Here is a 15,523-nt window from a genome sequence, read left to right as displayed (position 1 = left end):
CAAAAAAGGCTGGTTTGAAAAAATCAGTCTTTTTTGATGCGTGGGCGAGATTTTGAGTAAACTTTTATTGCTCAAATAAATTAGTGTAAGTGAGGGCTAAGAATGAAGAACAATCGATTTTCAGTAAGGATATAATATTAGTAATGGTTGCCACATCTTTATATTTTGCGTACCTCTTGGGACTTCCTAATAAAGAACTAGATTAAAGTTTAGGCGCAAATAACTTTTTGCTGGTCTGGTAACTGGAGTAATAATTATTCCTGTCTAGTTTTTGAGAGTAATTGTCAGAAATCAGCTGCTGGTTCTTTTAAATATAAAAAAACTGACAAATTTTTGCTGTGTAGCAATCTTTGTCAGTTCTTATTTACTGAAACTTTTTGCCCCATTTCCACGGATCTTCGTGCCAGGTTTTTAAAGCCTCATATTCTTCAGAGCTGATGTAGTTCAACTCTTTTTCTTTTTGCAATAACTCAGGATAGGAAAGTAGAGGACTAAAATCGACGCCAGCTTGAGCAAAATTATTTTTCGTATCTTTTAAATAGTATGTAAAGATTGAGCTAACGCCAATTACATTACCACCTTCTTTTTTTGTGGCATCAACGGCATTGATTACAGAGCCACCTGTGGTTATTAAATCATCAATTAACACGATATTGTCTTCTTTATTAAAGCGGCCTTCAATCTGCTTGCCTTTGCCGTGATCCTTAGGCTTTGGCCGCACATAAATCAAGGGCAGGTTAAGTTTAGCAGCAACCCATGCTGCATGTGGTATACCAGCAGTTGCCACACCGCCTATTACAGTTACAGCAGGATATCTGCTTTTAATTAACGCTGCCAAGTCTGTCGCAATCCAGTCGCGCAAGTCTGGATAAGAAACAGTTAAGCGTAAGTCTGTATAAATGGGTGATAGCATTCCGCTAGCATATTGATATGGTTTTTGCGGAGAAAATGTAATTATTTTTTCGGCGATTAGTTTATTGATAATTTGTTCCTGGTACATTTATTCAAACTCCTTTTTAATTTCTTGATAAACCTGTGCGGGACTTTCAGCTTTGGTAATGGGTCGACCGACTACAATTGCACTTGAGCCAAATTCTTTTGCTTTTGAAGGAGTGGCAGTGCGCTTTTGATCATCATTCGCTTTAGCTGATAATCTAATTCCCGGTGTAACATATAAGAAATCTTGGCCAACTATTTCCCGCAGATTTTGTACTTCAAGCGGTGAACATATTACACCGTCAGCACCGGCACTTTTAGCAGTCTGAGCTAGACTAACCACTTCTTCAGCCATTGACAATGAACAATTCTGCTCATTTGCCAAAGTTGCAGCTGAAATGGAGGTCAGTTCCGTCACAGCTAAGAGTTTAGGGACTTCGCTACCTTTAAGGGTACTATCAACCAGCCCTTTCTTAGCTGCTGCAATCATTGCACTACCACCGAGTGCGTGAACGGTGGTACAAAAAACTCCTAATTTTCCTATCTGTTTGGCAGCTTGGTAAACTGTATTAGGAATATCATGTAATTTGAGATCTAGAAAAATATGGTATCCTTGTTCAACTAAAGTTTTTACCAAGTTCGGACCATAATGATAATATAGTTCCATGCCAATTTTTAAGTAGGTTTCTTGGGGATCACCTAATTTCTGAAGCAGATTCTCAACATCCTTCTGATTGTCATAGTCCAATGCTACAAATACCGCTTTTTTCATTAACGCCTCCACATATAAAAAAGCCTACTTTGGTACGAGAGTGCATCAAAATAGACTTTTAAAAAAATTAAGCCATGTTCAACTTGCGGTCTCTCTGTACCGTTTAAAGTTCATTAACATTGAGATTAACATTTTTGCTAATAAAATACAACTAAAAATTTTACTTTTAAAATGGTCAAAAACGTGTAAAATATACCCAAAAATATTTATGAGCAAAAGAACAGCAATTTTTGGAGGATAATATGATTAACATCAAAGTAAAATTACCGGGTCTAAGCTTAAAAAATCCGTTAATGCCAGCAAGTGGTACTTTCGGATTTGGTGATGTATCTGCGGCTGAGAAATTTGATTTAAATGAATTGGGGGCGCTGGTTATAAAAACTACTACACCTAAACCGCGGGCTGGTAATCCTCAACCTCAAATTGCAGTTTTAGAAAATGGAGTATTAAATTCTGTCGGTTTAACTAATCCGGGAGTTGATCAAGTAGTTAGTACCAAGTTACCTGACATTAAAAAGAAATATCCTGCTTTGCCCATTATTGCCAGTGTTGGTGGTGAAAGTAGTGCCGGCTATGTCGAAGTGGCCCAAAAATTAGCTGCTTCTAAGATGGTTAATGCCCTGGAAATAAATTTTTCTTGTCCCAATGTTGCTCAAGGTGGAATGAGTTTTGGTGTTCATCCAGAATTAGTTGAAAAACTAACTGCTGCAATCAAAGTGGCGGTCACAATTCCGATTTACATTAAGTTAACACCTAACGTTACTGCCATAGGTGAAATTGCCCGAGCAGCAGAAGCTGGTGGTGCAGACGGTCTGTCACTAATAAATACGGTAATGGGGATGCGCATCAATATCAAGACACGTAAACCACTGTTAGGCAATAATTTTGGTGGCTATTCAGGTGCGGGAGTGAAACCTATTGCCATTTATCAGATTAATCAGGTGAGAACAGCAACTAAATTACCCATAATTGGTATGGGCGGTATTGAGTCAGCTGAAGATGTAATTGAATTTATGTTAGCCGGAGCCAATGCAGTCGAAGTGGGAAGTGCTCATTTTAAGGATCCATTAATATGCCCCCACATAGCAGATGAATTGCCCGCAATTTTAGCAAAAATGGGTGTTGCTGATATCAATGATCTTGTTGGTCAGATTGAACTTAATTAGTTTGTTTCTTAAGTGAGGCGGCTTTAAAATAAAAGTTAGACATGGTTTATATAATTAGAAAATATTTTTTTAAACTTAAAAATTTTTGCTAGAAATAATAGTTGCCCGATACATAACTTTAGTGTTGACAACTGCTCGTTTAACCATTATATTGAAATAGATGTCCTTTAAAATTAGTCCCGTGAGGCTAGCAAGGAAAGCTCAATTAAGTATTGACTTTTACACAGCACTTAGTCTCAATAGATTAAGTGTTTTTTCATGGGTAAAGTAGCAATAGGAGAAAAAGATGACAAAAGAAATTTGGGACGCTTCAGCAATGAAGAGAGCGCTAACCAGAATTACTTATGAGATCATTGAACGTAACAAGGGTACTGAAGATCTGGTACTCGTAGGGATTAAAACTCGTGGCGTTTATTTAGCTCAGCGAATCCATGACCGCATTCAAAAACTTGAAGGGGTCGATGTGCCACTGGGTCAACTTGATATTACTTTGTACCGCGATGACCGTCATGATGCATCGTTAAAGCAAGACCCTGTTGTTAATTCTAAGGAAATAGGTGTTGAAATCGGCAATAAACACGTTGTTTTGGTCGATGATGTACTTTTTACTGGGCGGACAGTTAGAGCAGCAATGGATGCTTTAATGGATAAGGGCAGACCTAGCTCAATTGCTGTTGCAGTGCTAGTTGACCGTGGCCACCGTGAATTACCGATTCGCGCAGATTTCGTTGGTAAAAATATCCCAACATCTTCGCATGAAGAAATAGCGGTTCATGTTGAAGAAATTGATAATAAAGACAGTGTGGAATTAAAGCCATTGCCGCAATAATAGAATCAATTCAACCGTTTAATTGGCTCCAGAGAGGGTCAGAAGGGTATGAGTTCTTTTTGTTAAGTCTTGGACTAAACTAAAAACCCTTTTGCTAAACCTGGAGCTGAAAAGCTGCAGGTTTATTTTTTTAGGAAAGAGTAAAAATGAAAAATACAAATTTTGTCACTTTAAAATCATTTGTTAGCGTCGAAAACCTAACAGCTGAGGAAGTAATGGCACTGATTGAACGAGCAGAATATTTTAAAAATGGTGGTGCCCGCCCACATTTAACTTGTCCGGTCTATGTTACTAATATGTTTTTTGAAAATTCCAGCAGAACTCATACCAGTTTTGAAATGGCCGAACGAAAACTAGGCTTAAAGGTTATTCCTTTTGATCCAGCACATAGTTCAACTAAAAAAGGTGAAACCCTTTATGACACGTCACTTATTATGGCAGCTCTGGGCATTGATCTTGAAGTAATCAGGCATTCAGAAAACGAATACTACAACCAATTGATCCATCCTAAGCAAAACCAGCACCTTAACATTGGGGTAATCAATGCTGGGGATGGCAGTGGTCAGCATCCGTCACAGTGTTTATTGGACATGATGACAATTCACGAACAATTTGGTCATTTTAAAAATCTTAAAGTAGCTATCGTCGGAGATATTACCAATTCACGAGTTGCCAAAAGTAACATGGATCTTTTAACTAGGCTGGGTGCAAAAGTTTATTTCTCGGGTCCTGAATATTGGTATGACAGACAGTTTGACAAATTTGGCGAATATAAGCCGATTGATGATCTGGTTAGTCAAATGGATGTAATGATGCTTTTGAGAGTGCAGCATGAAAGGCATGCTGGTGATCCAAATGAAGCCCAATTTGATGCTCAAAAATATCATGCAAAATATGGGATTAATCAAAAACGATATGACCAACTGAAAGATGATGCCATTATCATGCATCCAGGTCCAATTAACCATGATGTTGAACTTAGTGGTGATTTAGTTGAAGCTCCAAAATGTCGTTTCGTAAGGCAAATGGAGAATGGGGTCTTTATGCGCATGGCAATGATTGAAGCGGTCATGCGCGGACGTAAATTAGGAGGTCTGTCTTAATGACAACTGTGATTAAAAATGGCTATCTTTTTGTTGGTGGTCAGATTATGCAAGCTGATCTTTTAGTTAAAGATGGCTTGATAGCAGCAATTGGGACCAGCTTAACCGGCGACAGCGTAATTAACGCGGAAGACAAGCTGGTAAGTCCAGGTCTAGTTGATGTTCATGTCCACTATAGAGATCCTGGTCAAACTGAAAAAGAAAATGTTCAGACTGGTTCGCTGGCAGCGGCGCATGGTGGCTTTACTACGGTTTGTGCAATGCCTAATGTGGTACCTGTCCCTAACATCCCGGAATTAATGACCAAAATGGTGCGCAATAATGACCAAAATGGTCTAGTGCATATTTTGCAATATGGCCCCATAACTATTGATGAAGATACTGATGAAATTCCCGATTATGCTCAACTTAAAAAAGCCGGATGTGTGGCGCTAAGTAATGATGGCAAAGGAGTGCAGAATGCTCGTACCATGTATTTGGCAATGCAAAAAGCACAAGAGAATAATTTAATCATTGCTGAACATGCACAAGATGATGCACTATTTAATCATGGTGTGATTAATGAAGGTCAAAAAGCAAAAAAATTACATTTAGCTCCTATTACTGAATTAGCTGAGACCACACAAATTGCACGTGATCTCTTACTGGCGCAAAAAACCGGCGTTCACTATCATGTTTGTCACGTGTCAACTGCTACCAGTGTTGAACTAATTAGAATTGCTAAATCTAGGGGTATCAATGTTACTTGTGAAGTTGCTCCTCACCACCTTCTGTTAGAAGAAGAAAATATTACTGGCGATGATGCTAAGTTTAAAATGAATCCCCCATTAAGAACGAAAAGAGACCAAGCAGCTTTAATTGCTGGATTGCTTGACGGCACGATTGACATGATAGCTACTGACCATGCGCCTCATACCGCTGCTGATAAACAAGGCGGTTTTGCTAAAGCAGCTTTTGGGATAGTTGGTAGCGAAACAGTTTTTAGTGAACTATATACCAAGTTTGTTAAAACTGGTATTTTCACTTTGAGTCAGTTATTAACTTGGCTAACAATCGCACCAGCTGAGTCTTTTGGACTGAAAAAAGCAGGAAAAATTGCGATTGGTCAACCAGCTGATATAGTAATTTTTAATCTTGGTAAAAAAATAACCATTAATACTGCTGATTTTAAATCTAAGGGAAGAAACACCCCAGTTAAGGGTGACACGGTTTACGGTCAAACAGTCTTAACAATGGTTGATGGCAAAGTTGTCTTTCAAATAGAGGAAAATAAATGAGATATTTAATTTTAGAAGATGGCAGTATATTTGCGGGTTCAGGTTTTGGAGCCGACCAAACAACTAGGGGAGAGGTGGTTTTTACTACCGGTATGACTGGCTATCAAGAAGCGATTACTGATCAATCCTATGCTGATCAGATTTTAGTTTTTACCAATCCTTTAATTGGCAACTATGGTATTACACTAGCTGATTATGAATCACTTGAACCGGGTATAAAAGGGGTAATTTGTCATCAAGTGGCGCGTCACCCAGATAATTGGCGTATGCAAACCACTTTACCCCAGTTTTTAGAAAGTATCAATGTTCCAGGTATTCAGGGTGTAGACACTAGACAATTAGTAAAAAAGCTGCGTAGTCATGGAACTATGCGCGGTCAAATTTGTGATTCTCAGGAGAACGCGGCAGAAATTGCCAAAGAGTTGCAGTCCAGTCAAATAACCAGGGGTGCAGTGGATAGAGTTTCCACTGCAAAATCCTATCCTGTACCTGGTACAAAGCGTAATGTTGTGGTGGTTGACTTTGGTATAAAAAACAGTATTTTACGTGAACTAAGCCAAAGGGGCTGCAATTGCATAGTTCTTCCTTATACTACTTCGGCTGCCAAGATTTTGTCATTGCAACCAGATGGTGTTTTATTATCCAATGGCCCAGGAGATCCGCTGGAAATGGGAAAGGCAATTAAGATGGTGCAAGAAGTTGAGCAGCATATACCACTCATGGGTATCTGCATGGGGCATCAAGTTTTTGCTCTGGCAAATGGTGCTAAGACTTATAAAATGAAATTCGGCCATCGGGGATTTAATCATCCAGTACGTGAAATTGCTACAGGAAATATTGGATTTACTTCTCAAAATCATGGGTATGCTGTTAGCCGCGATTCAATTGATCCAGAGAATTTAATGGTTACGCACGTTGAAGTTAATGATGGCACTGTTGAAGGTTTGCGGCATAAAAAATACCCAGCTTTTTCGGTGCAATTTCATCCAGACAGTACACCGGGGCCACATGACGAAGAAGGGATATTTGATTACTTTATGCAAATGATTGACCAGAGAAAGGAAAATGAGAACGATGCCTAAAAGAACTGATATTAAAAAAATCATGGTAATTGGTTCAGGTCCAATTATTATAGGTCAAGCAGCAGAATTTGATTATTCCGGAACACAGGCTTGTTTAGCTTTACGTGAAGAAGGCTACGAAGTAGTGTTGGTCAATTCTAACCCCGCTACCATCATGACTGATACGACTATTGCCGATAAGGTTTATATTGAGCCCTTAACTTTGGAATCAGTTTCCCGCATTATTCGTAAAGAATTTCCTGATGCAATCTTACCTACGTTAGGCGGACAAGTGGGATTGAATATGGCATTGTCTTTAGCTAAAAGTGGCATTCTAGATGAACTAAATATTGAACTCCTAGGTACAAAGCTTGATTCAATTGAACAAGCAGAAGACAGGGAAAAGTTCAAAGAACTTTGTCAAGAACTGGGTGAACCGGTCCCACCTTCAACGAGTGTGAAAACAGTGCAAGAAGCACTAGATTTTGGAGATAAAATTGGCTATCCGATTATTGTTCGTCCTGCTTTTACTATGGGAGGTACCGGTGGCGGCATCTGCAATGACCGTGAAGAATTAGCTAAAATAGCTAAAAATGGATTGGAACTATCACCAGTTACCGAATGCTTAATTGAGCGTTCAATAGCGGGTTATAAAGAAATTGAATTTGAAGTAATGAGAGATCATGACGATAATGCCATGATTGTTTGTTGTATGGAAAATTTTGATCCTGTTGGTATCCATACTGGAGATTCAATTGTTTTTTCACCATCACAAACTTTATCTGATAAAGAATATCAAATGCTGCGGGACTGCTCCTTGAAACTTATTCGAGCACTAAAAATTGAAGGTGGTTGCAATGTGCAGCTAGCACTTGATCCCAATAGTTTCAATTATGATGTCATTGAGGTTAATCCCCGGGTTTCCCGTTCTTCTGCTCTGGCCTCTAAGGCTACCGGCTATCCGATTGCTAAAATGGCGGCTAAAATCGCTGTGGGACTAACTTTAGATGAAATTAAAAATCCAGTCACCGGCACCACCTTTGCCGAATTTGAACCTGCTTTGGATTATGTGGTCTGCAAGATACCTCGTTGGCCCTTTGATAAATTTGCTAAAGCAAATCGTGAACTTGGTACACAGATGAAAGCAACTGGGGAAGTCATGGCAATTGGGAGAACTGCAGAAGAAGCCTTTCAAAAGGCTGTGCGCTCGCTTGAAATTGACCAAAAAGACTTTTATTCTCTTGAGGCACACAAGGCCAGCGATGAGGATTTGGAAAATAAATTGGTTAAAGCCCAAGATGATCGGCTTTTTTACCTCGCTGAAGCTTTCCGGCGCGATTATACAATGTCTGATTTGCATGAATTAACCAAAATTAATTTTTATTTTTTAGATATAGTAAAGCATATTGTCGATCTAGAAAAAACTATTGCAGCTAATCCTGATGATATAACTGTCCTTAAAAATGCTAAAAAATATGGTTTTAGTGACCATACTATTGCCAACCTGTGGCACGAAACAGAAGATGAAGTACGAAACTTTCGGAAAGACCATAAATTAGTGCCAGTTTACAAAATGGTAGATACTTGCGCAGGAGAATTTGTTTCTGAAACACCATACTTTTATTCTACTTATGACGCTGAAAATGAGAGCCAAAAGACGAATAAGAAATCAGTTTTAGTAGTTGGTTCGGGTCCGATTCGTATAGGTCAGGGTGTGGAATTTGATTATGCTACCGTTCACTGTGTCAAAGCATTGCAAAAAATGGGTTATGAGGCTATTGTTATTAACTCTAATCCCGAAACTGTTTCCACTGATTTTTCTGTATCTGACAAATTATATTTTGAACCTTTGACTTTGGAAGACGTATTAAATGTCTGTGATCTTGAGCAGCCGGAAGGCGTAATCATTCAGTTTGGTGGTCAAACTTCAATCAATTTGGCTGCTGGGTTAGAGAAACATGGGATCAAGATTTTGGGCACCAGTGTAGCAGACCTCAACCGAGCTGAAGACCGCGAATTATTCGATCAAGTAGTTAAAGAATTAGGTTTAAAACAGCCGCAAGGAATTACCACAACTACACATGATGGTGTAATTAAGGCGGCACAGAAGCTTGGCTACCCTGTTCTGGTCAGACCAAGCTATGTCTTGGGCGGTAAAGCTATGGAAATAGTTTATAATCAAGCCGAACTTGAAGATTATCTGCACAATCATGTGGATATTGCCAGCAGTCATCCTATTTTGGTCGATGACTATCTTGATGGGCGCGAGTGTGATGTTGATGCCATTTGTGACGGGGAAGAAGTGCTGATTCCCGGAATAATGGAACATATCGAACATGCCGGGGTTCACTCAGGCGATTCTATGGCTGTTTATCCTGCTCAAACATTTTCACCTGCTATTAAGCAAAAAATAGCTGATATTACCAAAAAATTAGCTTTAAAGCTCAATTGTCACGGAATTATGAATTTACAATTAATTGAGCGCGGGGGAGAAATCTATATTATTGAAGTTAATCCCCGTGCTAGTCGAACGGTCCCTTTTTTAAGCAAAATTACCAGTATTGAAATGGCGCAAGTCGCTACGCGGGTCATTATGGGAGAGAGTTTGAAAGAACAAGGCTTCTCCTCCGGCTTAGCGCCAGAACCAGAAATGATTAGCGTCAAGGCACCTGTATTTTCATTTAGTAAACTTTCGGATGTTGATAGTTATTTAGGGCCAGAGATGAAATCAACTGGCGAAGTCATGGGCAGTGATTTCAGTTTTCCTAAGGCGCTTTATAAAGCATTTTCAGGTGCTAATATGCAGATACCCGATAGTGGCAATATTTTATTGACGATTGAAGACCGCGATAAAGAGGAAATATTACCAATTGCCAAAAGATTTGCGCAAATTGGTTACCGGATTTTTGCGACTAGCGGAACGGCTGCATTTTTAGAGCAGCACCACCTGCATATTACTCATGTTGACAAAATTTATGACCAAAGTGCCACAAATATTCTAACTGAATTTAAAAACGGTAAAATTGATTTAGTAATTAATACGATGGGACATGATTTAGCTAAAACTTCTGACGGCTTTATCATTCGCCAAACAGCTATTCAACAAAACATTCCGCTAATTACGAGTTTAGACACCGCGCGGGCACTATTAACTGCGCTTGAAAATCGGTCGTTTTCAACAATAGACATCAAATAAGAATTTATTAAGTAAAAAAGACAACTGGTTTTTTGATCCAGTTGTCTTTTTGTTACAAAACATAATTGATAGAGAACAGTATGACGATTTTATTTAAGGCTAAACTTAATTGCGGTCTTGGCCAGATCTACTGTGTAGACCGTCTTTTCTAGCGGCCTTTTTGTCATTCCCTGATCGGTTGAATAGATAATTAGACAGAGTTTACTGCCTACCGGCATCGTATAGTAAGTTGGCTGCAATTCAAACTGCAAGTCATAAAAGTCGCCAGCTTTAATTTTGGCAGGTTTCTTCATATCTTGGTAATTTTGCAAATTCATGTGTGCTTTAGTGATTAATTTGGCGTGAGTAAGCCTATCTGGCATAAATTCCTGTAAAGAATCAACCTTAAAATGGAAACCTAGCTCTTGTTCTCCAGGCATTAAAATTTTAGGAGTAGCTGTCAGACGCTTGCGATCGCCCATTTCAACTAAAGCAACTGAAATTTGTCCTTTATTAAGGCTGGATGACACGCTCATTCTTATTTCCGGTCGACCAACTATAGTTACGGGATGAATAAATTCATCTGTGGTATAACGCAAACTGGCTTTAGCCCATTTTGGATTGCCACAAATAAATTGGTATTGCCAATCATTTTCTGAAATTTTAGCTTTCTTAAACTCCGTTCCTCCCATATCGGTAAAAGATACTTTTTGCATATAGTTTGCATCTTTTGTCAACTCATTGTTATCTGTTGGGAAGTAGACGGTTTCAGTGCCGATGCTATTATTCCAATCGTCTTCATCATGCCATTTGTCAGCTTTAAGATTGTCTTGGACTAATACCGTCGGCCACTGTTCATAGGCATTATTTTCGATACCTAGGAGTTCATGAACCAACCATAAATTCATTAAGTCGGTAAAGTCAATTGAAACCAAATTGTTCATGTTATAGTGTGGCCCTTGGTGCAGAAAAAGGTGATGCTCAATCGGAAGGTTTTTAACCTTTTGCCAAATTTTATAGACATTCTTAGGCTTGACGTTCCAGTCATTTAAGCCATGAACACTAATCCAAGAACACTTAATATTAGCTGTATGATGGCGGTAGTTGCGTTTTTCCCAGAAATCAGAATATTGTCCAGTTTTACGGTCAGCTTTTTTAAGTAATACTTTCTGCATTTCGTCAAATTTAGGCTTAATTTTCAGATAATCACCGGCATCCCACAAGTTTGACTGGCAAGTTTCTGCCAGCATATCTAAATCTTCGCCTTGACAATCTTCAGGTGCGATTACCAGGCCGTGTTCGCGGTAATAATCATACCAAGAGGAAATGGCAGCTTCGGAAATGACCGTTTTTAGGCCAGCTACACCGGTAGTTGCGATTGCTATTTGTAAAGTTCCCAAATATGACCTGCCAGTCATACCAATCTTTTTATTACACCAAGTAGCTTTAGTTTCATGCTGGCGTGATCTATCGGTATAGGCAATGCGATCGCCGTGTAACCATTCAATTATTTCTTTTGCACTTTCAGTTTCTTCTGGAGCACCGGTAATTCTGAGACCATCACTGCCGCGTGTACCAATTGCACCAGCAGAGACACTGGCAAAACCTCGTGCTAACATATATTCATTTAAACCATAAGAAGACTTCCCAACAGCCTGTTCCACCGGCTCATACGATTTTTTACTATCTGCCAGCGGCTTTTTAGCTTTTACCACAGGGGCAGCTTGGTATTGCGGATTGGTCCACTCAGTTGCATCGCTTAAATTTTCATCGACATTATGGTTGCGTTGCTCGTTATCAATCATGCCGCCAAAATAGGGGCTGGCAGTATAAAGAGCAGGGACCGGCAAATTTTCACTTTCAATTGGACGAAAAATTGTTGTCTGCAGTAAGTCGCTCTTGCCATCTCCGTCAGTATCCAAATCGCTTTCAACATAAACTACTTCTCTAATTACCTTACTGGTATCAAAAACGGGCATACTTTTGCCGTTAAAAAAGAGAAATTTATTCTTAGCAAATTGATTCCGACGGTTATAAAAGTAACCTTCACCAGCCATAACATCAATTAAAAGTTGGCCATTTTTGGCGCGGGTATTAAGTAAACGGTAAAAAGCCTGAATTAAATGTTCTTTGTCACCAATATTTTTAACATAAGGCAAGCCTTGTTTTTGCATAAATTTTAGTGGCTCACTTAACTGATAATCGTAGCCAACGTGGTATCCGAGTAATTGCAATGCTACATTATAAAATTGGCTACAATCAATTTTTTCTGGTGCTGTGTCTAAAAAGTCGCTGAGCCTTTCACTATCTGATACAGCAAACTCGGCTAATTTTGCATTTCGTGCGCTTTTAGCGTCAGGCGCAATAACTGCAACTGTATTGGCGGTTAGTTCAGCTAAAAGAGCACCAAAAGATAATTTTTGATAAGCGGATGGTAAAAATTTAATTTGTAATAATTCTTCTACTTGTGTTTGGTAATCTGTTTTCACATAAGCATATTGGTTGTATTTCATGAAATTCTCCTTTTTGGTTTTTATTTTACCTGTTCTTTAAAATATTATGAAGTTAATTATGAAAATAAAAAAGAAAGTTTCTTGACAAAACTTTCCTTACTGAATTTAATTTTTAATTTAAAGCCAAACTTCTTGGTATGTTTTTTCATTGAAACCGCAAGTTAGGTTTTGATCATCAACAACAAGAGGCCTTTTTATTAGCTTACCATTTTTTGACATCATTTCGGCTGCTTTTTCTATTGTCATTTGGGGCAGCTGATCTTTAAGATGCAATTTACGATAATCTTGGCCGTGAGTATTAAAAAAATATTTTAGGCCACGGTCTTGATATTGTGTCAGCCATTTAACCAAGTCAGATTTTTTAGGCGGTAGTTCCACTAAATCTTGAAAATCAAACTTGACATTATGATCCTCCAACCATTTTTGGGCCGTTCTTGAAGTTGAACAACGTTTATAGCCATAGAATTTTATCATTTTCATACGCTCCTTTGTTTCAATTATAGCAGTGTCTAACAAAATGTCTGAAAAATAGAAACAAAAGATTTTTTATTTAGCTAAAATCTAATTCGAAATCTTTGCTCGTAAAAAGATGAACTTTATTATTAAACAAGTAATTCATCAATAATCCTAGGGCGATTGGAAGGATAAAGAACAAAAATGCAATCAGAATAATATTAATTGCATTTGCTGGGCGATTAGCCATCGCTGCGACGGGTCCAATTAAGCCAGAAAAGCCAAAGCCAGCGCTCATTGGCGTCCCTTGAATTTGGAACACGGCACCTAAGCCGCCCATGATACCAGCATTAATTAAAAGAGGAATCAGCAGTTTAGGATTGGTCATTAAATTAGCCATTTGCATTTTAGGAGAGCCAAGGAAATGCGCGATTGAAGTTCCAAAACTGTTTGCTTTCCAGCCAAAAACAGCCAGTGCAAAAGAGACTGCTGTGATGCCCAGATTAGCTGAACCAGAAGCAATTCCAGAAATGCTGATTGCTGTAGCGATACCAACAGAAGAAATAGGGGAAACAATAAGTAAACCGAATACTATTCCCATGAGAATACCCATTACAATTGGTTGTAATGCAGTTAATTTTTCGACTCCCATTCCGATCAAACTAGTTAGTTGACCAACGGGAATACGTGTGAGACAACCGATTCCCCCAGCAATTAAAAGTACTAATAGTGGTACTAACAGAATTGTGTAGGCCTTAAGCTTTTTACCAAAAAACAAGACCAGCCCGTAAGCAATCATAATGGTAATAGCGGTATTGATAACATCGCCGCTGCCCATAACTGCAATTTTGCCCTTGTTCATCACAAAATTACCTGCTCCGGCAGTAGCTGCTAAAGCTAATGACGAAGTCTGAATTGGCGTTAACTTAGCCGTCATGCCGACGCATACAGCACTAATTGCGGGTAGCAAGGCTGAGGCAAAAGCAGTTAATGCTAAAATAAAACTTAATTGTGGCATGCTAGGTAAAAGAGCTTGTACTAGCTGGTTAATTAATGCTCCTGGTATCAAAGCCACTACGATACCAGTGGATAAACCATTTAAGGTGTCTAAAGTAATCTTTTTAATAGTATTCATTATTTTCTCCCAATAAAAAATTCACACAGATGACGACAACTGTGTGAATTCATAGAGAAGAAAGTACTTAAGTCTTTACACACAATTGTCATGAAGGTTGAACTGTGTGTCTAAGGCAATGACAAAACTAGGCACTCAGATCAAATAACTGAAGTACCAGTAATAATATTTAACTTGCGGTTGATTAATTTTGTTAATTGTCGTCATAATCTCTACCTCTCATAAATATTTAAGCAATATCATACATTAATGATGAAGTAAAAGCAAGACTAATTATTAATAAAATTATTTTTTGATGGCAGCGCCGAAGATAATAAGCATCTTAAGCTTTCTCGCTACACTAGCTAATGAAATTAATTATTAAAAATTATAAATTTTATTTTTTAAATTTTAATATTATGCTTACAAGATAATTTGTATCAAAATAAACTTTTTGAATAATTATTTTGTAACGATTAGAATATCTTAAAGTAAAAAAAGATTGGTTTATATCAAAGAAAGAAGTGTTTATTATCTCACTATTTATCAACTGCATTAGTTTTTTGGGAGACTGGTTATTATTCGCATTTCCCCTATATCAAGGACTAATGGAACTTTATGATTACGAATGGTTTTTAAAAGAGTTCAATCAATCAAGTAAAGCTCAGCCAAAGATTTCTCCTTTGTACTGGATTATACCTATTGTCAAAATTTATCTTGAAAAAAGGCGGGCCGTCAGAATTCTTGGTAGTATTATCAAAAATGAATCTGATTTACGTACTGCTATGAGCTTTATCGATAAGGCTACAGCCTGGTATTTTGTTTCTTTAGGTGGTTGGTTAAAGATGGTTTCATCTTTATATGAATTCATCGGCGAACTTCATGAAGACAGCATCTTGCTTTTGGTTATTGGTACGATTGTTTTAACATTTTTAGGAATATTCTCCGGCTATTACCGTTTAAACCCCAAGCGGCAAAAAAATTTGATTTCAAAAATTAAGAAGGACTAGTATTAGTACAAAACAAAAAAGATTCTGGAAAAAAACTCTAACCTAACTAAAAAGGCTGACAAATCACGTCAATAAAACGTTGATTTGTCGGTCTTTTTAAATTGTAAATTTTTT

12 protein-coding genes are annotated in these 15,523 nt (G+C 38.1%); 7 read left to right on the top strand and 5 right to left on the bottom strand.

Annotated elements, in window-relative coordinates:
- Window positions 1-364 precede the first annotated feature (364 nt).
- Entirely contained in the window at window positions 365-1,000 is a 636-nt protein-coding gene (gene pyrE, locus H3T47_RS05770) for an orotate phosphoribosyltransferase (protein ID WP_199282817.1), read from the bottom strand.
- A complete protein-coding gene (gene pyrF / locus H3T47_RS05765) occupies window positions 1,001-1,708 on the bottom strand; it encodes an orotidine-5'-phosphate decarboxylase (RefSeq protein ID WP_199282816.1) in 708 nt (235 codons plus the stop codon).
- A 242-nt stretch (window positions 1,709-1,950) separates the two neighbouring features.
- Here pyrF and H3T47_RS05760 point away from each other — a divergent pair, with 242 nt between their 5' ends.
- From H3T47_RS05760 to carB, 6 genes are all read left to right on the top strand, one after another.
- Window positions 1,951-2,874: a dihydroorotate dehydrogenase gene (locus tag H3T47_RS05760; RefSeq protein ID WP_046327293.1), complete on the top strand. Its 924-nt coding sequence runs from the start codon at window positions 1,951-1,953 to the stop codon at window positions 2,872-2,874.
- Window positions 2,875-3,160: 286 nt separating this feature from the next.
- Window positions 3,161-3,703, top strand: a complete 543-nt coding sequence (pyrR, locus tag H3T47_RS05755) for a bifunctional pyr operon transcriptional regulator/uracil phosphoribosyltransferase PyrR (protein ID WP_046327292.1) — start codon at window positions 3,161-3,163, stop codon at window positions 3,701-3,703.
- Between the two features lie 146 nt (window positions 3,704-3,849).
- Window positions 3,850-4,806 carry an aspartate carbamoyltransferase catalytic subunit gene (locus H3T47_RS05750; protein ID WP_046327291.1) on the top strand — a complete coding sequence of 319 codons (957 nt, stop codon included), beginning with the start codon at window positions 3,850-3,852 and terminating at the stop codon, window positions 4,804-4,806.
- On the top strand, window positions 4,806-6,083 hold the full coding sequence (locus H3T47_RS05745) for a dihydroorotase (protein WP_199282815.1): 1,278 nt from the start codon (window positions 4,806-4,808) through the stop codon (window positions 6,081-6,083). The genes H3T47_RS05750 and H3T47_RS05745 overlap by 1 nt, the downstream gene beginning before the upstream one ends.
- A complete protein-coding gene (locus H3T47_RS05740) occupies window positions 6,080-7,165 on the top strand; it encodes a carbamoyl phosphate synthase small subunit (RefSeq protein WP_046327289.1) in 1,086 nt (361 codons plus the stop codon). The genes H3T47_RS05745 and H3T47_RS05740 overlap by 4 nt, the downstream gene beginning before the upstream one ends.
- A complete protein-coding gene (gene carB / locus H3T47_RS05735) occupies window positions 7,158-10,340 on the top strand; it encodes a carbamoyl-phosphate synthase large subunit (protein ID WP_199282814.1) in 3,183 nt (1,060 codons plus the stop codon). Before H3T47_RS05740 ends, carB begins: the two co-directional genes overlap by 8 nt.
- 89 nt (window positions 10,341-10,429) lie before the next feature.
- Here the strand turns inward: carB and H3T47_RS05730 are convergent, their stop codons facing one another.
- The 3 genes from H3T47_RS05730 to H3T47_RS05720 form a co-directional block, all read right to left on the bottom strand.
- Window positions 10,430-12,832 carry a Xaa-Pro dipeptidyl-peptidase gene (locus tag H3T47_RS05730; RefSeq protein WP_199282813.1) on the bottom strand — a complete coding sequence of 801 codons (2,403 nt, stop codon included), beginning with the start codon at window positions 12,830-12,832 and terminating at the stop codon, window positions 10,430-10,432.
- 117 nt (window positions 12,833-12,949) lie between these two features.
- On the bottom strand, window positions 12,950-13,306 hold the full coding sequence (locus tag H3T47_RS05725; protein WP_199282812.1) for an arsenate reductase family protein: 357 nt from the start codon (window positions 13,304-13,306) through the stop codon (window positions 12,950-12,952).
- Between the two features lie 76 nt (window positions 13,307-13,382).
- On the bottom strand, window positions 13,383-14,423 hold the full coding sequence (locus H3T47_RS05720) for a PTS sugar transporter subunit IIC (protein ID WP_370567578.1): 1,041 nt from the start codon (window positions 14,421-14,423) through the stop codon (window positions 13,383-13,385).
- Window positions 14,424-15,007: 584 nt separating this feature from the next.
- Here H3T47_RS05720 and H3T47_RS05715 point away from each other — a divergent pair.
- Window positions 15,008-15,409 (top strand): hypothetical protein, encoded by a 402-nt coding sequence (locus tag H3T47_RS05715; RefSeq protein WP_052059662.1) that lies wholly within the window; start codon window positions 15,008-15,010, stop codon window positions 15,407-15,409.
- Window positions 15,410-15,523: the final 114 nt, after the last annotated feature.

The sequence above is a fragment of the Lactobacillus sp. W8093 genome (assembly GCF_016100925.1).
Lineage (GTDB): Bacteria > Bacillota > Bacilli > Lactobacillales > Lactobacillaceae > Lactobacillus > Lactobacillus helsingborgensis.
The sequence above is the reverse complement of the archived record's forward strand: the minus strand, read 5'-3'. Positions and strand labels throughout refer to the sequence as shown.

Excerpts from the sequence above, each read along its gene's own strand:
- carB (WP_199282814.1), top strand. The coding sequence starts at position 7,158 with ATGCCTAAAAGAACTGATATTAAAAAAATCATGGTAATTGGTTCAGGT.
- H3T47_RS05760 (WP_046327293.1), top strand. The coding sequence starts at position 1,951 with ATGATTAACATCAAAGTAAAATTACCGGGTCTAAGCTTAAAAAATCCG.
- H3T47_RS05715 (WP_052059662.1), top strand. The coding sequence starts at position 15,008 with ATGGAACTTTATGATTACGAATGGTTTTTAAAAGAGTTCAATCAATCA.
- H3T47_RS05725 (WP_199282812.1), bottom strand. The coding sequence starts at position 13,306 with ATGATAAAATTCTATGGCTATAAACGTTGTTCAACTTCAAGAACGGCC.
- pyrR (WP_046327292.1), top strand. The coding sequence starts at position 3,161 with ATGACAAAAGAAATTTGGGACGCTTCAGCAATGAAGAGAGCGCTAACC.
- H3T47_RS05730 (WP_199282813.1), bottom strand. The coding sequence starts at position 12,832 with ATGAAATACAACCAATATGCTTATGTGAAAACAGATTACCAAACACAA.
- H3T47_RS05745 (WP_199282815.1), top strand. The coding sequence starts at position 4,806 with ATGACAACTGTGATTAAAAATGGCTATCTTTTTGTTGGTGGTCAGATT.
- H3T47_RS05740 (WP_046327289.1), top strand. The coding sequence starts at position 6,080 with ATGAGATATTTAATTTTAGAAGATGGCAGTATATTTGCGGGTTCAGGT.
- pyrF (WP_199282816.1), bottom strand. The coding sequence starts at position 1,708 with ATGAAAAAAGCGGTATTTGTAGCATTGGACTATGACAATCAGAAGGAT.
- H3T47_RS05750 (WP_046327291.1), top strand. The coding sequence starts at position 3,850 with ATGAAAAATACAAATTTTGTCACTTTAAAATCATTTGTTAGCGTCGAA.
- pyrE (WP_199282817.1), bottom strand. The coding sequence starts at position 1,000 with ATGTACCAGGAACAAATTATCAATAAACTAATCGCCGAAAAAATAATT.